The following is an 18,364-nucleotide window of genomic DNA, read 5'->3' as shown; positions in this document are numbered from 1 at the left end:
AATTATGACAGCAGTAGTGGAAGCATTTGGAAAGCCGCATGTAAATGTGGGAACAATAGGCCATGTGGATCATGGGAAGACAACGTTAACAGCGGCAATAACAAAGCATTATGGAAATTTTGTAGCGTACGATCAGATAGATAAAGCGCCAGAAGAAAGGAAGAGGGGGATAACGATAGCAACAGCGCATGTTGAGTATCAGACGGAAAAAAGGCATTATGCACACGTTGATTGTCCTGGACATGCTGACTATGTAAAGAACATGATAGTAGGTGCAGCACAGATGGATGCGGCAATATTGGTAGTGTCGGGGGTTGATGGGCCAATGCCACAAACGAGAGAGCATATATTGCTAGCGAAGCAGGTAGGTGTTGGATATATCGTGGTGTATATAAATAAAGCTGATGTTGCTGATGCTGATATGATAGATTTGGTAGAAATGGAAGTGAGGGAATTGCTGAATAAATACGGATTTCCAGGGAATGAAGTGCCTGTGGTAGTGGGGTCTGCATTGAAAGCGCTGGAGGATGACAGCAGCGAATATGGAAAGAAATCAATAGATAAATTGATGGGAAAGTTAGATGAATATGTGGCGGTCCCACCAAGGCCTGTGGATTTACCATTTCTATTGCCAATCGAGGATGTATTTTCGATATCGGGGCGAGGAACGGTGGTAACAGGAAGGATAGAGAAGGGGGAGATAAAGACGGGAGAAGAGATAGAGATAATAGGTCTGAAAGCGACGCAAAAGACGATATGCACAGGTGTAGAAATGTTTAAGAAGTTGCTGGATAAGGGGAGTGCAGGACTCAATGTAGGAATATTGCTCAGAGGAACAAAAAGAGAAGAAGTGGAGAGAGGGCAAGTATTAGCAAAACCGGGGACGATAACGCCGCATAGAAAGTTTAGGGCGGAGGTTTATATATTAAAGAAAGAAGAAGGAGGAAGGCATACACCATTTTTTGCAAATTACCAGCCACAGTTTTATTTAAGAACAACGGATGTAACTGGGAGCATAAAATTGCTAGATGGGAAGGAGATGGTAATGCCAGGAGATAATGTGAGTGTAGAAGTAGAATTGCAAGTACCGATAGCAATGGATAAGGGATTGCGTTTTGCGATAAGAGAAGGCGGTAGAACTGTTGGTTCTGGTGTTGTTTCTGAGATTTTGGAGTGAGAGTTTGAGTTATAGGAGTGTAGCTCAATTGGTAGAGCGCTGGTCTCCAAAACCAGAGGTTGTAGGTTCAATTCCTATCGCTCCTGCATTAATGTTGTGGTGAAAATGTTAAAAAGTTTGTGTGTTTTTTTCTATGATATAAAGCAAGAAATACGAAGAATTGCTTGGGTAAAGAAACAGGAGGTGTTGTCATCTCTATTTGTTGTGATGATTGTTATATTATGCTTTTCGATTTTCTTCTGTTTTGTGGATTTTATGTCTCTTTACGTAATTAAGGCTTTATTTGGAATTATTTATGGAATGTGAATATAAATGGTATATCATTAGAGTTGATTATGGATATGAGCAAAATATACGTGAATTGGTAAGTAATGCTGTTTATTTTAAGGAAGTGTTTATTCCTTATCAAACGGTATGTAATTCAAAGTCTGATATAAAAGAGTTATGTGAAGTGTATGTATATATGCATCTATGTGATGAAAGCAAAAATATTTTGAATCAAACGCCTGGATTCTGCAGTGGTGAATCTGGTGATTTTGAGATGATTTCAGATGATGAGATAAGTTTAAAGTGTAAAGAATTTAATAGATATAAATGGTATATCTTGAGAGTTGCTTCCAATTGTGAAGAGAAAGTGCGCCAACATATATTGGAAAATTCTATGAGATTGAGTGTTAATGGTTACTTTAAGGAAGTTTTCATTCCATATGAAGAGCTAAGTGAAGTAGAGTTGAAATCTAAGAAAATTGCTACACGAAGGAAATGCTTTCCTGGTTATGTCTTTTTATACGTGAATTTATGCGATGAAGTATTGAATTTTATCAATAATATACCAAAATCTCTTAAGGTTTATGGGTTTTTGAAAAATGGTAATATTCCAAAGGTGATTTTGGACGATGAGATTCACTCAATGTGTAATGCACTTTATAATGCTCAAGAGACAAAGAAATTAGGTTATGGTTATGAAAAAGGTGAAAAAGTGAAAATTAATGATGGTCTTTTTCAAAATTTTACTGGTAAGGTAAATATGGTAAACGATGAGAAAAAAATTATTAATGTGGAAGTATCAATTTTAGGTAAGCCGACAATAATAGAGCTTGATCTGGCTCAAATAGAGAAAATAGAGGATTAATTATGAGTGTTATAGTTGCTAAGATTAACTTACTTATGGAAGCTGGGAAAGCAATTCCAGGACCGAAAATTGCTTCAGTACTTGGTCCACGTGGTATACCTGTTCCTAAGTTTTGTGAAGCTTTTAATAAAGTTACTAACGCTGCTAACGCTAATTATAAAGTAGGCGATTTAGTAACAGTGCGAATTTCCATAAAGGATGATCGCTCTCATGATTTTACTGTCAGCGGTCCACCTGTGGCTTGTTTACTTAAGCAGGAGGCTAAATTAAGTAAAGGTTCTGGTAATCCTGGTAAAGAATTAGTGGCTAAATTACCTATGTCTGCTATAATTAAAGTGGCAAAGTGCAAGATGGTTGATATGAAAGTAGATAATGAAGATTCAGCAGTGAAAATGGTTGTAGGCACTGCAAAATCTATGGGTATAGAAGTTGTGGAAGGTTAGGTAAATGAATACATATAATGATAATCCTAAGCAGTGTTTGAAGAAGATTATTGAGTCTGCTTCAGCAAAATTTAATGAATCAGTTGATATTGCAGTCAATTTAGGCGTAGATTCACGTAAATCTGAAGAGCAGGTGCGTGGTACAGTAGTTTTGCCTAAAGGTATCGGGAAGAATATTAAAGTAGCTGTTTTTGCTCAAGATAAACATTTATTAGAAGCTGAAAAAGCTGGTGCTGATATTGCAGGAGGAGAGGATTTAGTTGAAGAAATAAAAAAAGGTAGAAAATTAGATGTTGATTGGTGCATTACTACTCCTGATTTTATGGCAAAAATCACTCCTATTGCAAAAGTATTGGGTGCTAAAGGGCTGATGCCTAACCCTAAATTTGGTACTGTGACTTCTAACATTGCAGAAGCTATTAAAACCATTAAGTCTGGTCAGATAAAATTTAGAACAGATAAAAATGGTGTTATTCATGGCAAATTAGGAAATATTAAATTTGATATTGATGACTTGCTAGAAAATTTAAAAGCCTTTCTTAAAGTAATTAAAGATAATAAACCTATTTCTGCGAAAGGAATTTACTTTAAGGGTGTTTTTTTAAATTCAACCATGGGTGAAGCTTATAAGATAAGCAAAGTGGAAGATATAATTTAAGGGAGTGATACCGTGAAGCGTAAAAATAAGGATGAATTTATACAGAGCACAATAAACGTATTTGTAAATAATGATTTCTTGATATTAGTAAATTTTAAATCTATAAATGCTAATGATTCATTAACTCTGAGGAATAGTCTGAGGTCTATAGCAGGTGGGGTATTAGTAGTTAAAAACACTCTAGCGCGCTTGGCTTTGGAAAGGACTGGTAAATTTTCTTATTTATCAGGTAAATTTTCTGGTTCTGTTGCTATTATATACTCTAGTGGCATAGTAGAAGCTGCAAAGTTAATAGTTGATTTTATTAATGCTAACAAAGAAAAAATGTCTGTGATTTGCGCGGCTCATATAAATGAATTGTTAACAGTGGAAGATGTTAATAAACTGGCTAAGTTGCCTTCTCTGGATGAATTGCGTGTTAAAATTATGCGTTTAATATCTTATGATATTCCTGCTCGATTGGCGTTGTCTATTAATTCATCTTCTATGAGGCTTATGAGAGTTTTGGATTATTATAGTTCTAAAAAATAAATTTGTTGTTAAGTAAGGTGGTAATTATGAGTAATGTAACAAGTGATTTGGTTAATAAAATATTATCTTTAAACCTATTAGAGGCTTCTGAACTTGTAAAAGTTCTAGAAGAGAAAATAGGGTTGCCTGCTGGTTCTTTTTTTGGTGGGGCTGTTGGTGCTGGGGCACCTATTAGTGATAATGCTGCTGCTCCTGCTACTCAAGAAAAAGCTGAGTATAAAGTTGTGATTAAAGAAATTGATGCGAGTAAAAAAATAGGAGTTATTAAAGCTGTGAGAGAAGTTAATTCTACATTGGGTTTAAAAGAAGCAAAAGAGTTAGTTGAATCTTTACCTAAAGATTTAACTGCTAATGTTCCTAAAGACGAAGCAGAAAAAATCAAGCAAAAACTTATTGAAGCAGGAGCAACTAAAGTGGAGCTTGAATAATATTTAATGTATTAATTTTATATTGATATAGCTCTTTTAATTAGTTTGGGGTATTTTAATGGTTGATTCTTCTTATATGTACGCTTCTGGTGCTTTTGTTCCTAGAGTTTCTTATTCTAGGTCGATTGATTTAAAAGATTCTTTATTGGATTTGGTTAAGGTTCAAAAAGAATCGTATGATTCATTTGCTCCTAAGAATAAGGGTAATGAAAGACTTGAAGTTATCTTTCATACAATCTTTCCAATAAATGATCCTTTGCGTAGGGCTACTATTGAGTTTATAAGTTGTAGGGTAGATGATCCTAAGTATGATGAATCTGAGTGTATAAAGCGTGGTATAACTTTTTCTGCTCAGGTTATTGCTTCTATACGTCTTGTTGTTATGCAGGATGGTATTTCTCTTGATAAATATAAATCGATTAAAGAGAGTGGAGATCATTCCAAACTTGCAACTGTTGTAAAATCTATAGAAGAGCAGGAAGTCCACTTTTGTGGGTTGCCTATGATGACTGATAAGGGTACTTTCATCATTAATGGTGTAGAAAAAGTTATTGTCTCACAAATGCATAGGTCTCCTGGTGTATTTTTTGATAGCGATAAGGGAAAAACTTACAATTCTGGTAAATTGATCTATTCTGCTAGAATTATTCCTTATAGGGGTTCTTGGCTTGATATTGAATTTGATGTTAAAGACCATTTGTATTTTCGTGTTGATAGAAAAAGAAAATTGCCAATCTCAGTTTTGTTAAAGGCGTTAGGTCTATCAAATAATGATATACTCGATAGATTTTATGAGAAAATAAAGTATGTAAAACATAAAGATGATTGGAAAGTGCCTTTTGTTCCTGATAAATTTAAAGGAGTGAGGTTGCCTTTCGACTTAATGGATATTGAAGGTAATGTGCTGCTTAAAGCTAACGTTCGCATTACCTCAAGACTAGCTAAAAAGCTATATGACAATGAATTGAAAGAGTATCTGGTTCCTTTTAATTCTATATGTGGTTTATTCCTGGCAGAAGATTTAATGGATAGTGCTAGCTCTACGAAAATTTTATCTGCTGGTGAATCTATAAAGCTGGAAGACATAAAGAAGCTTGAGTTATTGTCTGTGGATGAAATATCAGTATTGAACATAGATAATGTATCTGTTGGACCTTATATATTAAATACGCTTTTCTTAGACGAAAACATGTCTTATCAGGATGCGCTATATGAAATATATAGAGTTTTGCGTCCTGGTGAAGTTCCTGTTTTAGAGATAGTAGAGGAGTTTTTCCGTAATCTTTTCTTCAGTCCGGAATATTATGATTTGTCTAACATTGGTAGGTTGAAGCTTAACTCTTACCTTGGATTAAATTATGATGAGGATTTAACTGTTTTAACGTATGAAGATATTATTGGAATTGTAAAAAAAATAGTATTGTTACGTGACGGTCAAGGATCTGTAGATGATATTGATCATTTAGGAAACAGAAGAGTAAGATCAGTTGGAGAGTTTATAGAAAATCAATTTAGAACTGGGTTGTTGAAATTGGAACGCGCAATAGTTGATTCTATGTCCACTTCTAGTTTAGATAAAGTTTCTCCATCTGATTTTATTAATCCAAAAGTGTTAACTAATGTCTTAAGAGATTTTTTCAATTCTTCTCAATTATCTCAATTTATGGATCAGACTAATCCGTTATCTGAAATAACACATAAAAGAAGGTTGTCCGCGTTAGGTCCTGGCGGTTTAACAAGAGAAAGGGCAGGATTTGAAGTGCGTGATGTTCATCCAACTCATTATGGAAGAATTTGCCCTATTGAGACTCCTGAAGGGCAAAATATAGGGTTAATCAACAGTTTAGCTATATACGCGCGTATTAATAAATATGGTTTCATTGAAAGTCCTTATAGAAAAGTAGTTAATAGGGTTGTTACTGATCAAATTGAGTATCTGTCTGCCATAGATGAAGGTTTATATTATATAGCTGATACCAGCGCAAAGCTCGATGAAAATAATTGCTTTGTTGATGATATGCTATACTGTAGATATGCTGGTAGTTTCATTATGGTAAGTAGTGATCAGGTGAGTTACATTGACGTATCTCCTAAGCAGGTAATATCAGTTGCGGCTTCCTTGATTCCATTTTTAGAAAATGATGATGCTAATAGAGCATTAATGGGCTCAAATATGCAACGTCAGGCCGTACCTTTATTGAAGCCTACCGCTCCTCTGGTTGCTACTGGTATGGAATCTTTTGTAGCTTCTGGCTCTGGTGCTGTAGTTTTAGCAAAACGCGATGGCATAGTTGATAGTTCTGATAGTAACTCTATAGTTATACGTGCTTTTGATAAAGAAAGGGTTAACTACTTGGACGTAGATATTTATCATCTAAGGAAATTTCAGCGTTCTAACCATAATACTTGTATTAATCAAAGACCGCTAGTGTGCGTAGGTAATTATGTTAAAAAGGGTGATGTAATAGCTGATGGTCCTGCAATTAACAGTGGTGAGTTGGCGCTTGGTAAAAATTTGCTAGTCGCTTTTATGTCTTGGCAAGGTTATAATTTTGAAGACTCTATTATTATTTCTAGTGAAGTTGTTAAAAAAGATCTCTTTACTTCTATTCATATAGAAGAATTTGACTGTGTTGTACATGATACCCCTTTAGGATCAGAAAAAATAACTCGTGCTATACCTGGTGTTAATGAAGAAAATCTATATCACTTGGATGATAGTGGTATAGTGAAAATTGGTACAAGAGTTGGTCCAGGCTATATTCTGGTAGGTAAAGTTACACCTAAACCTTCTCTTTCATTGCCTCCTGAAACGAAATTGTTAATGACAATTTTTGGTGAAAAGTCATTCGATTGTGCGGACTCCTCTTTATATACATCTCCAGATGTTGAAGGGACAGTAATTGATGTACAAGTCTTTACACGCAGGAGGGTTGAAGAAAATGAAAGGGCATTACTCATCAAACAAAAAGAGGTAAATGACTTTGAGGAAGAGCGAGATTATATAATCAATGTTACTAGTGAATATTTCTATGATGAACTGAAGAAACTTCTTATTAATTCTGGTTCTCAAGATCGAGAAAATTTTGACTCTATTGAACGTGAGCAATGGTGGGGTATAGGATTAAAAAACCAATCCATTTCTGAGCAAGTTAAGAGCTTAAAAAAAGATTTTGATGAGAAAGTATCACATGCAATAGCACAGTTTAAGCGAAAAGTAGAAAAATTACATGAAGGTTATGACCTGCCTCAAGGTGTGTCGATGTCAGTAAAAGTTTTCATTGCTGTGAAACATAGTCTGCAACCAGGAGATAAAATGGCTGGTAGACATGGGAATAAAGGTGTGATCTCTCGAGTTGTGCCAGTGGAAGATATGCCTTATTTGGAAGATGGTACTCCTGTTGATATTATTCTTAACCCTCTTGGTGTTCCTTCACGAATGAATGTAGGGCAAATACTGGAAACGCATGTAGGTTGGGCTTGTAGAAAATTAGGAGAAAGGGTAAGTAATATTCTCGATGAGATCAATAAAATCAAAAGTGCTTTTTGCAAGGGAATTAGGTCCCTTAACGATGATAATTTTACACAATTTGCAGTAGCATACCTTGACAACAAAAAAATTGAAAATATTGATGATGATGAAATAATGGCTTCTGTTTTAAATACACCTAATAAGAATGCACTAAATGACGAGTTGAATGCGTTAGTAGAGAACTATTTGAACTCTTGTAAAAGTTCATACAGCAATTTACGTGATTTCCTGATTGAGGTTTATAGCTATGGTAGTAACGTATCTATCTGTAATGATATTCGTAATATTAGTGATAATAATCTCATTGAATTTGCACGTAAATTACGTGATGGCGTTCCTGTTGCTGCACCTGTATTTGAGGGTCCAAAAGATGAACAAATAGCAAAATTATTTGAACTTGCTGGTTTGGATAACTCTGGACAAGCTGTATTATATGACGGTTGCAGTGGTGAAAAATTCGACCGCAAGGTTACAGTTGGTTACATGTACATGCTTAAGTTGCATCACTTGGTTGATGGCAAAATTCATGCGCGTTCAGTAGGACCTTATAGTTTGGTTACTCAACAACCTCTAGGAGGAAAATCTCATTTTGGTGGTCAGCGTTTTGGTGAAATGGAATGTTGGGCATTACAAGCCTATGGTGCTGCTTATACTTTGCAGGAAATGTTAACTGTGAAGTCTGATGATATTAATGGTAGAGTTAAGATTTACGAATCGATAATAAAAGGTGACAGTAATTTTGAATGTGGAATTCCTGAATCCTTTAATGTGATGATAAAAGAACTACGTTCTTTATGTTTAAATGTAGATTTAAAGCAAAATGATGTAGTGATTGAAGATATATCTCACACTAACATTGCACAACCTTTTAATGAGGTTAGCATATCGATTGCTAGCCCTGAAAGTATTAAGCGTATATCTTGTGGTGAGATAGAAGATGTTTCAACTGCAAATTATCGTACGTTCAAAGTTGAGAAAGGTGGGTTATTTTGCCCTAAGGTTTTTGGCCCTGTCAATGACGATGAATGTTTATGTGGAAAATACAAAAAAAGAAGACACAGAGGTCGCATATGTGAAAAATGCGGAGTAGAAGTTACATCTTCTAAAGTAAGAAGAGAAAGGATGGGTCATATAGAGCTTGCATCTCCTGTTGCTCATATATGGTTTTTGAAATCGCTTCCTTCAAGAATTGGAGCATTATTGGATATGTCTCTCAGAGATATTGAGAATATTTTATATAGCGATAATTATATCGTGATAGATCCTCTTGTTTCGCCTTTTGAAAAAAGTGAGATTATGAGTGAAAAAGCTTATAATGAAGCTAAAGATAGCTATGGGATCGATAGTTTTGTAGCTATGCAAGGTGTTGAAGCTATAAGAGAGTTGCTAACGCGCCTTGATTTACATGAAATTAGGAAGGATTTAAGACTAGAATTAGAGTCTGTTGCTTCTGAGATAAGAAGAAAGAAAATTATAAAGAGATTGCGTATTATTGAAAATTTCATTAAATCTGGAAATAGGCCTGAGTGGATGATACTTACAACTATACCTATTTTACCACCTGATTTGCGTCCTTTGGTATCGCTTGAAAGTGGTCGTCCTGCAGTTTCTGATCTGAATCATCATTATAGGACTATTATTAATAGAAATAACAGGTTGAGGAAATTGTTGAGCTTAAATCCTCCTGAGATTATGATTCGTAATGAAAAAAGGATGTTACAAGAAGCAGTTGATTCTCTTTTTGATAATAGTCGTCGTAATACTTTGGTAAACAAAGCTGGTGCTGTTGGATATAAAAAGTCCATTAGTGATATGTTAAAAGGAAAACAGGGTCGTTTTCGCCAGAACCTCTTAGGAAAAAGAGTAGACTACTCTGGACGTTCTGTAATAGTTGTTGGTCCAACTTTGAAACTAAATCAGTGTGGATTACCAAAAAGAATGGCTCTTGAACTATTCAAACCTTTTGTTTACTCAAAGCTTAAGATGTATGGTATGGCTCCAACTATTAAGTTTGCTAGTAAGTTGATAAGAGCAGAAAAACCAGAAGTTTGGGATATGCTTGAAGAGGTAATAAAAGAGCATCCTGTTTTGTTGAATAGAGCTCCTACGCTACATAGACTTGGTATTCAGGCTTTTGAACCAATCCTTATTGAAGGCAAAGCAATACAGCTTCATCCGCTTGTTTGTACGGCGTTTAATGCTGATTTTGATGGTGACCAAATGGCAGTGCATGTGCCAATTTCATTGGAAGCTCAGCTTGAAGCTAGGGTGTTAATGATGTCCACTAATAACGTTTTAAGTCCTTCTAATGGCAGACCGATTATAGTTCCTAGTAAAGATATAGTACTTGGCATATATTATCTGACTTTACAAGAACCTAAGGAAGACAATTTACCATCTTTTGGTGCTTTTTGTGAAGTTGAGCATTCTTTGAGTGATGGTACTTTACATATTCATTCTAGTATAAAGTATAGGATGGAGTATATTAATAGCAGCGGTGAAACTCACTATAAAACTGTTTGTACAACTCCCGGCCGTTTAATATTATGGCAAATTTTTCCTAAGCATGAGAATCTAGGCTTCGATCTAATAAATCAGATATTAACAGTCAAGGAAATAACTGGTATAGTTGATTTAGTATATCGTAACTGTGGTCAAAGTGCTACAGTGGCATTTTCTGATAAACTAATGGTACTTGGCTTTGAGTATGCCACATTTTCTGGTGTTTCTTTTGGTCGTTGTGATATGGTTATACCTGAAACTAAAGCTACACATGTTGATCACGCGAGGGGTGAAATTAAGAAATTCTCTATGCAATATCAAGATGGGCTAATAACTAGAAGTGAGAGGTATAACAAGGTTATAGATGAATGGTCTAAGTGTACGGATATGATAGCTAATGATATGTTAAAAGCAATATCTATATATGATGGAAATAATAAGTACAACTCAGTGTATATGATGGTTAACTCTGGTGCAAGGGGTTCTACTTCACAGATGAAACAGCTAGCAGGAATGCGAGGGCTCATGACCAAACCTTCTGGTGAGATTATAGAAACACCTATAATTTCTAATTTTCGTGAAGGATTGAACGTATTTGAATACTTTAATTCTACTCATGGTGCGCGTAAAGGTTTAGCTGACACTGCGCTTAAAACTGCAAACTCTGGATACTTAACTCGTCGTTTAGTTGATGTGTCTCAAAATTGCATAGTTACAAAGCATGACTGTAAAACAAAAAATGGTCTTGTTGTGAGAGCTACAGTTGAAGGAAGTACTATAGTTGCATCTCTAGAGAGTGTTGTGCTGGGTAGAACATCTGCAAATGGTATATATAACCTAGTGACAAAAGAATTATTAGTAAAAGCAGGGGAATTAATTGATGAGGATAAAGTAAAGCAAATCAGCATTGCAGGTCTTGATGCTGTAAAAATTAGATCGCCTTTAACTTGTGAAATAAGTCCTGGTGTGTGTTCTTTGTGTTATGGAAGAGACCTTGCAACTGGTAAAATTGTTTCAATAGGTGAAGCAGTTGGTGTTATAGCTGCTCAATCTGTTGGAGAGCCAGGTACTCAGTTAACGATGCGTACTTTCCATATAGGTGGGGTAATGACTAGAGGCGTTGAATCCTCAAATATTATAGCTTCTATTAGTGCTAAAATAAAGTTAAACAATAGTAATATAATTATAGATAGAAACGGAAATAAAATTGTGATAAGCCGTTCCTGTGAAGTCGTGTTGGTTGATAGCCTTGGTAGTGAGAAGTTGAAGCATAGTGTACCTTACGGTGCTAAGCTTTATGTGGATGAGAGTGGGTCAGTAAAATTTGGCGATAAAGTTGCGGAATGGGATCCTTATACATTGCCTATTATCACGGAGAAGACTGGTATAGTGTCTTATCAGGACTTAAAAGATGGAATTTCGATCACTGAAGTGATGGATGAATCTACAGGAATATCAAGCAAAGTAGTAAAAGACTGGAAATTGCATTCTGGTAGAGCTAGTTTACGTCCTCGTATTGTGCTGCTTGACGATAATGGTGAAGTAATGACACTCGCAAGTGGCGTTGAAGCATGTTATTTTATACCAATTGGTGCAGTGCTCAATGTACAAAATGGGCAGAAGGTTCATGCAGGTGATGTTATTACAAGAACACCAAGAGAGTCAGTTAAAACTCGTGATATTACTGGTGGTTTACCGAGGGTTATAGAGTTATTTGAAGCACGTCGTTCTAAAGAGCATGCTATTGTTAGTGAGATAGATGGCTATGTAGCGTTTTCTGAAAAAGACCGTAGAGGAAAACGCAGTATATTAATTAAACCTGTAGATGAACAAATTTCTCCAGTTGAATATTTGGTATCAAGAAGTAAGCATGTAATAGTCAATGAAGGTGATTTTGTACGTAAAGGTGATCTATTGATGGATGGTGACCCTGATCTCCATGATATTTTACGTGTGCTTGGGTTAGAAGCTTTAGCGCACTATATGATTTCTGAAATACAGCAAGTTTATAGATTGCAGGGTGTTCGTATAGATAACAAGCATTTAGAGGTGATCTTAAAACAAATGCTACAAAAAGTGGAAATTACTGATCCTGGTGATACTATGTACTTGGTTGGCGAAAGCATTGACAAGCTGGAAGTTGATAGGGAAAATGATGCTATGAGTAACTCTGGCAAACGGCCTGCTCATTATCTTCCTATTCTGCAGGGGATTACTAGGGCAAGTCTTGAAACTAGCTCCTTTATTTCTGCTGCCTCTTTCCAAGAGACAACAAAAGTACTTACAGAAGCAGCATTCTGCGGGAAGAGCGATCCTTTAAGTGGATTAAAAGAAAATGTTATAGTAGGAAGATTAATTCCTGCTGGTACAGGTTTGATCATGAATAAGATCAGAGCACTTTCACTTTGTGATAATGTAGATAAATATGAAAAATATTTTGATGTTGAAACTTATGACGAAAAATGGTTGATGGATAATGGTTGTCATTTACACTCTGGTGAGGAAGAAAACGTGGTAGCATCACATTATGATCAGTCGAATTGAGTACAGCTAGTGTGTCTCTTGACCAAAAAAGCCAATAATATTTTCTTTCACTTCTGTGCTATCTGTCATGTTATTTACTCTCATACGAAATTCAGATGAGCTTTGAAGCCCGCTACTGTACCAACCTATGTGTTTGCGGGCCATCTTTATTCCTGTGTCATTTCCATAGTACTCAAGAATATTGTCGTAATGCTCGAGTATGATGCTTAATCTCTCTGAAGCTGTTGGCTCAGAAGTTTCGCTTCCATTCAGAAAATTCATTGCTTGATTAATCAGCCAAGGTTTACCGTAAGCACCACGACCTATCATCACTCCGTCTGCTCCGGATTCTTTAAGAGCACTTTGAATATCACTCAAGTTTCTAATATCGCCATTTACTATAACTGGAATTTTCACTTGTTCTTTAACATTTCTAACGAATTTCCAATCTGCTTGACCGTTATAGAGCTGTGCTCTTGTCCTTCCATGCACAATAATCATTTTTGCTCCTAAATCCTCGGCAATTTTCGCAAGTCTCGGTGCATTGCGATTTTCATCGTTCCATCCAGTGCGCATTTTCACCGTAACTGGCACATTCACTGCTTTGACTACAGCTTCAATTATCTCAGCAGCCTTTTTTTCATCGCGCATTAGCGCTGATCCTGCATAACCGTTTACAACTTTTTTAACAGGACAACCGAAATTTATATCTATTATTTTTGCACCCATATCCTCATTTAGTTTTGCAGCCTCTGCCATTACATCCGGCTCGCATCCAGCAAGCTGAACAGCAGTTAGCTCATCAACTTTTGCTTTTTGTAGACTCTGGCGAGTTTGCATGATCATGGCTCTGCTTGCAATCATTTCTGAGACTAACAAACTTGCACCAAGTTTCTTCACAATACTTCTAAACGGATAATCAGTCACTCCAGACATTGGCGCCAAGATTACTGGAGAATCAATCGTCAAACTTCCTATTTGCAGGGGCATGAGGTTAATGATAATTCTTCATTGTGAACTACATGCTGCACCTCTGAAGTAGAAGATGTCTTCGTCCTTGGCGGAAGCTCACATAAAAACCCACTCTCTAGATCTTCCTTCCATTTTTTATCTTCCATAAGCGCTTTTGTAAACTCTCTTCTTTTCCCATTCAAATCAAATTTATATTCTGATAACTCTTTGTCAATTTCATCAAATGATTTACCTTTGTTGAGCATTTGCGTAATCCTATGAGCGTTTTCCAATGCAAATATTCCACAATTATGTCCATCGCTTTGTTGTTTGGTTCCGGAGCTTCTTATATTACAGTTCTCTATTTCCAAAACTGCTTCCAGTGCGCTCACTATATTATCAGTATTTATTGGGACATTAATTAATTCATTTTTCTTGTTCCGACACGTTTGTGCTGTCTCTTTGACATCTTTACTCATTTCTTTTTTTCCTTGCGCATTTAACTCACTAGCTTGATCAGTAAGAGGTGTGACCAATTCTTTAATTTCATTTGCAAGTTCTACTTTCTTACGTTGACTACCAGGACTTGGTAAATCAGCACTAAAAGAATCACAATAATAAGCTCTAAATTGTTTATTATCTAAGCTGTATGCAACAACTAGCGTTACCCAATGATTACCACACAAATTAATAACTGAAGTAAATATCCTTTTCGAGCTCTCTCGTTCTGCTTTATTTTTATATTCTCTCAACCTTTCACTCGAGGTTTCAAGATTACCAAGGATACAGAAGAATACACCATCCGTAAAACCTTCTGAATACTTATATTTAATTCTTGCAATATGAGCAATATCATGTTGCTGCAACCAGTAAGCGTAATTCTCTCTATTTGTCTGATGCACAAGAGTGTCCAAATTTTCATGAAACTCTTTACCACCCAAACCACTATCCAAAGAGCTTCTACAACTACTGTTCCTTGAATCGGGTTCACTGCCTGGTACAATACCACTATCTCCATCTTGAGTTTTTTGCTCACCTTGACCTGCTCTTTTCCCATTAATATAACCCTTAGCTAAGTAAAATAAAGGCTCAACGACTATTTTGTATGTCACTGTAAGCACTATTCCCATTAAAACCCAAACTACGGGGTTAGAGATGAGCATAGCAAGTGGAAAGATCAATAGAGGGAATCCTATTATCAACCCCAAGCAGCCAGCAGCGAGTGTGGCTACTAGGAGTATACAAGTAGCGCTGATAACAAATTTTCCACTAGCAAAGTAAGTGCTCTTTTTAAATTGATTATATTTTTTTGTGATGCCTGACATACTACATCCTATGAACGCTAAGTTAATTAAATTTTAACAAATTCTAGCAATAAAATCAAACATAATAATTTTAGTAATATGAGAAAATATTGAATATTAAGAGCTTTTGAAGTACAGTAACAATGTTAGTAATAGCACAATATATGCATGATATAGAATATATACACAAAAACCCTGAAGGATTTGAAAAGGCAATGAAAAGCAGGGGAATTAGAGAATTTACTGCGGAAGAGATATTAGAAATTGATCACGAGAAAAGATCATTAACCACTAAATTGCAAGATTTAAATAGGCAGCGTAATGAAATCACAGAGGAAATAAAGAAGCTTAAAATGAGCAAGAGCCCTTGTGAAGAGCAAATAGAGTTGTCAAAAGATATCACGAATGAGATAGAGGCAATTAGTTTAAAGGAACAAGCAGAAAAGGATAAGTTAGTGAATGTTTTATCTAATTTGCCGAATATTCCTGCGCAAGATGTGCCAATAGGCGCAGATGAGAACTCTAATTTAGAGGTGAGAAGATACGGAGGAAAAAGACAGTTTGATTTTGTACCAGAATCTCATTATGAACTCGGAGAAAAATTAGGTTTAATGGACTTCGAACAAGCGGCAAAAATTTCCGGATCAAGATTTGCGATATTAAAAGGACAGTTAGCTAGGCTTGGCCGAGCATTAATAAATTTTATGCTTGAAATGCATGTTAATGAATTTGGCTATACTGAAGTGTACCACCCAGCTTTGGTGAAAAACGAAGCTATGTATAATGTTGGTCAGCTACCGAAATTTTCTGACGATTCGTATTTAACTACCGACAAATTGAGGTTGATTCCCACAAGTGAAGTGTTTTTAACAAATTTGGTTGCTGATAAAATAGTAGAGGAAAAAGAACTGCCTATTCGTTTTACTGCGTATTCAGAGTGTTTTCGTAAAGAAGCAGGCAGCGCAGGGCGAGACACGAGAGGCATGATAAGGCAACACCAATTTGGTAAAGTGGAATTGGTGAGTATTACAACTGAAGACCTATCAAATGATGAACTTGAGCGCATGACGAGTGTTGTTGAAGAGATATTAAAAAAACTAGAATTACCGTATAGAGTAATGCTACTGTGTAGTGGTGATATGGGTTTTGCTGCACAAAGGACTTATGACATAGAGGTATGGTTACCTGAGCAAAATAAATATAGAGAAATATCAAGCTGCTCAAATTGTGGTGCATTTCAAGCAAGAAGGATGAATGCTAAATACTCTTCAGAAGCTGATAAAAAGATAAAAAAATATGTTCACACTTTAAACGGCTCAGCTTTAGCTATAGGAAGAACGATTGTTGCCATAATAGAGAATTATCAAAATTCTGACGGGTCGATTGCAATACCAAACGTGTTGCAAAAATACATGAGTAATGATACTGTTATAAGCAAATAATAATTTTGACATATAGAAAAGCGAGGAAATAAAGATGAAGGTTCTGGTTATAGGTTCTGGTGGACGTGAGCACGCTCTACTTTGGGCTCTAAAAAAATCTCCTATCTTGACTGAGTTATATGTAACTCCTGGTCGCCAAGCTATGAAAGATCTTGGGACTCTTGTGGATGTAAATATTCAAAATTCAGTGGATGTTACACAATTTTGCAAGAGAAAAAATATAGAGTTGGTTGTTATTGGTCCAGAACAACCAATAATTGATGGGCTTGCTGATGATTTAGTTGCAGAGGGAATAAATGTTTTTGCTCCGAGTCAAGCAACTGCAAAACTTGAGGGATCAAAGTCTTTCACCAAAGGACTATGCAAGCGATATGGCATACCAACTGCCAAGTACGAGTGTTTTGTTGATGAAGGATTAGCTAAAGATTTTGTACGTAGCAATAAAATAAAGTTTCCACTTGTAGTGAAAGCAAATGGAATTGCGGCAGGGAAAGGCGTGATGATATGTTACACAGAAAACGAAGCTTTTTCAGCAATAGATTCAATGCTAGTGGAGAAAGAATTTGGTGAATCAGGTGAAGAAATAATCATAGAAGAATTTTTAATTGGAGAAGAAGTAAGCTTTTTTGCTCTTGTTGATGGACTGAAAGTAGTAACTCTTGGGTGCGCAAAAGATTATAAGAGAGTGAATGAAAATAATGAAGGCCAAAATACTGGGGGTATGGGATCGTACTCATCACCTTCAATTATAAGTAAGGACATGGAGCAAAAAATCATCCAAAAAATGATACACCCTACAGCTCAAGCATTGGTTAACATGGGTACGCCTTATAAGGGAGTACTCTTTGCTGGTTTAATGATTTGCAGAGATGGCCCAAAACTTCTCGAGTATAATGTTAGATTTGGTGATCCAGAAACGCAATCTATATTACCTAGATTTGATTCAAATTGCGATTTATTAAAATTGATGTTGTCAGCTGCAGAAGGAAAGTTAGATGTCAAAATGGTGGAACTTAACAACAAATCTACAGTTTGTGTAGTTGTTGCAAGTAAAGGCTATCCTGGTGATTATCAAAAGGGAGAAGTAATTAAGGGATTAGATAAAATTGAAAGCATTCCTGGTATATTGGTATTTCACGCTGGTACTAAATTAGATGAGAGTGGTAATTGGGTTTCAGATGGCGGAAGAGTGCTAAATATAGTAGCAGAAGGGAGCACTATAGAGGAAGCCAAAAGTAAGGTGTACTCAGCATTAAATTTTTTAGAATGGCCAGGGAGCTTCTTCAGATACGATATTGGTAGTTAATGTTAGCTATCGGTTAGCAGGTAGTCCGCAGAAACAAAAAAACTTACTTGACAAACCCCGCCAGCCCCCTTATCATGATAGTGAAGGTATTCAGTTATCTTCATCTGTGCAGATTAAACAGCAAGAAAACAACGTAGTTGGCGTCTTATTTTTAATTTTTTGCACTATGTGCACCTTATGTCTTCACAATATTTCTAGGTTTTTACCTACACAAGCTGAAACGCGCTTATAAGTCGTTTAAGACAGTATAGTACGCCAATTTGCAGGATTAGAGAGTGACAACTAGCTAACACGGGGTTTCTTTTGCCTTTTTTTTGTTTGGTAAGTTTCTTAATGTTTGTAACTAAACGACAACCGTCATCCCGCTACTTGTTAGCGGGATCTAGAGATACCGTGGCGGGATGACGAGGATGCCGCCGCGAACTTGTCATTCCA

At 36.1% G+C, this 18,364-nt stretch carries 12 protein-coding genes and 1 tRNA gene; 11 read left to right on the top strand and 2 right to left on the bottom strand.

From position 1 onward, the window contains the following. Positions 1-4 precede the first annotated feature (4 nt). The 9 genes from tuf (at position 5) to OZD70_RS00045 (ending at position 12,947) form a co-directional block, all read left to right on the top strand. The gene (gene tuf, locus OZD70_RS00085) at positions 5-1,177 is read left to right on the top strand and encodes an elongation factor Tu (protein WP_182183220.1); all 1,173 of its coding nucleotides are present in this window, start codon (positions 5-7) and stop codon (positions 1,175-1,177) included. A gap of 13 nt (positions 1,178-1,190) precedes the next feature. Then, a tRNA-Trp gene (locus OZD70_RS00080) sits at positions 1,191-1,263 on the top strand. 19 nt (positions 1,264-1,282) lie between these two features. Then, on the top strand, positions 1,283-1,483 hold the full coding sequence (gene secE / locus OZD70_RS00075) for a preprotein translocase subunit SecE (RefSeq protein ID WP_205517846.1): 201 nt from the start codon (positions 1,283-1,285) through the stop codon (positions 1,481-1,483). Beyond that, the gene (nusG, locus tag OZD70_RS00070) at positions 1,473-2,309 is read left to right on the top strand and encodes a transcription termination/antitermination protein NusG (protein WP_338062922.1); all 837 of its coding nucleotides are present in this window, start codon (positions 1,473-1,475) and stop codon (positions 2,307-2,309) included. The genes secE and nusG overlap by 11 nt, the downstream gene beginning before the upstream one ends. Positions 2,310-2,311: 2 nt before the next feature. Next, on the top strand, positions 2,312-2,752 hold the full coding sequence (locus tag OZD70_RS00065; protein ID WP_275020031.1) for a 50S ribosomal protein L11: 441 nt from the start codon (positions 2,312-2,314) through the stop codon (positions 2,750-2,752). Between the two features lie 4 nt (positions 2,753-2,756). Then, positions 2,757-3,410 (top strand): 50S ribosomal protein L1, encoded by a 654-nt coding sequence (rplA, locus tag OZD70_RS00060; protein WP_182183217.1) that lies wholly within the window; start codon positions 2,757-2,759, stop codon positions 3,408-3,410. Between the two features lie 12 nt (positions 3,411-3,422). Next, on the top strand, positions 3,423-3,941 hold the full coding sequence (rplJ, locus tag OZD70_RS00055; RefSeq protein WP_182183215.1) for a 50S ribosomal protein L10: 519 nt from the start codon (positions 3,423-3,425) through the stop codon (positions 3,939-3,941). Positions 3,942-3,967: 26 nt separating this feature from the next. Next, on the top strand, positions 3,968-4,369 hold the full coding sequence (gene rplL, locus OZD70_RS00050) for a 50S ribosomal protein L7/L12 (protein ID WP_275020029.1): 402 nt from the start codon (positions 3,968-3,970) through the stop codon (positions 4,367-4,369). A gap of 58 nt (positions 4,370-4,427) precedes the next feature. Continuing rightward, positions 4,428-12,947 (top strand): DNA-directed RNA polymerase subunit beta/beta', encoded by an 8,520-nt coding sequence (locus tag OZD70_RS00045; protein WP_275020028.1) that lies wholly within the window; start codon positions 4,428-4,430, stop codon positions 12,945-12,947. Between the two features lie 6 nt (positions 12,948-12,953). Here OZD70_RS00045 and dusB read toward each other — a convergent pair whose 3' ends face one another. Together dusB and OZD70_RS00035 are read right to left on the bottom strand one after the other, a co-directional pair. Then, the gene (gene dusB, locus OZD70_RS00040; RefSeq protein WP_275020026.1) at positions 12,954-13,916 is read right to left on the bottom strand and encodes a tRNA dihydrouridine synthase DusB; all 963 of its coding nucleotides are present in this window, start codon (positions 13,914-13,916) and stop codon (positions 12,954-12,956) included. After that, positions 13,901-15,202: a hypothetical protein gene (locus tag OZD70_RS00035; protein WP_275020024.1), complete on the bottom strand. Its 1,302-nt coding sequence runs from the start codon at positions 15,200-15,202 to the stop codon at positions 13,901-13,903. The genes dusB and OZD70_RS00035 overlap by 16 nt, the downstream gene beginning before the upstream one ends. Before the next feature lie 143 nt (positions 15,203-15,345). Here OZD70_RS00035 and serS point away from each other — a divergent pair, with 143 nt between their 5' ends. Beyond that, positions 15,346-16,623 (top strand): serine--tRNA ligase, encoded by a 1,278-nt coding sequence (serS, locus tag OZD70_RS00030; RefSeq protein ID WP_275020035.1) that lies wholly within the window; start codon positions 15,346-15,348, stop codon positions 16,621-16,623. 34 nt (positions 16,624-16,657) lie between these two features. Further along, complete coding sequence (gene purD, locus OZD70_RS00025) at positions 16,658-17,929, top strand: phosphoribosylamine--glycine ligase (protein WP_182183207.1); 1,272 nt, start codon at positions 16,658-16,660, stop codon at positions 17,927-17,929. Positions 17,930-18,364: the final 435 nt, after the last annotated feature.

Source organism: Wolbachia endosymbiont of Drosophila tsacasi, assembly GCF_028982115.1.
GTDB lineage: Bacteria > Pseudomonadota > Alphaproteobacteria > Rickettsiales > Anaplasmataceae > Wolbachia > Wolbachia pipientis_B.
This window is presented reverse-complemented; position numbering and strand designations above follow the sequence as displayed.

Coding starts and splice junctions, on each gene's coding strand:
- secE (WP_205517846.1), top strand. CDS start 1,283: ATGTTAAAAAGTTTGTGTGTTTTTTTCTATGATATAAAGCAAGAAATA.
- OZD70_RS00035 (WP_275020024.1), bottom strand. CDS start 15,202: ATGTCAGGCATCACAAAAAAATATAATCAATTTAAAAAGAGCACTTAC.
- rplA (WP_182183217.1), top strand. CDS start 2,757: ATGAATACATATAATGATAATCCTAAGCAGTGTTTGAAGAAGATTATT.
- tuf (WP_182183220.1), top strand. CDS start 5: ATGACAGCAGTAGTGGAAGCATTTGGAAAGCCGCATGTAAATGTGGGA.
- OZD70_RS00045 (WP_275020028.1), top strand. CDS start 4,428: ATGGTTGATTCTTCTTATATGTACGCTTCTGGTGCTTTTGTTCCTAGA.
- rplL (WP_275020029.1), top strand. CDS start 3,968: ATGAGTAATGTAACAAGTGATTTGGTTAATAAAATATTATCTTTAAAC.
- dusB (WP_275020026.1), bottom strand. CDS start 13,916: ATGCCCCTGCAAATAGGAAGTTTGACGATTGATTCTCCAGTAATCTTG.
- serS (WP_275020035.1), top strand. CDS start 15,346: ATGCATGATATAGAATATATACACAAAAACCCTGAAGGATTTGAAAAG.
- nusG (WP_338062922.1), top strand. CDS start 1,473: ATGGAATGTGAATATAAATGGTATATCATTAGAGTTGATTATGGATAT.
- purD (WP_182183207.1), top strand. CDS start 16,658: ATGAAGGTTCTGGTTATAGGTTCTGGTGGACGTGAGCACGCTCTACTT.
- OZD70_RS00065 (WP_275020031.1), top strand. CDS start 2,312: ATGAGTGTTATAGTTGCTAAGATTAACTTACTTATGGAAGCTGGGAAA.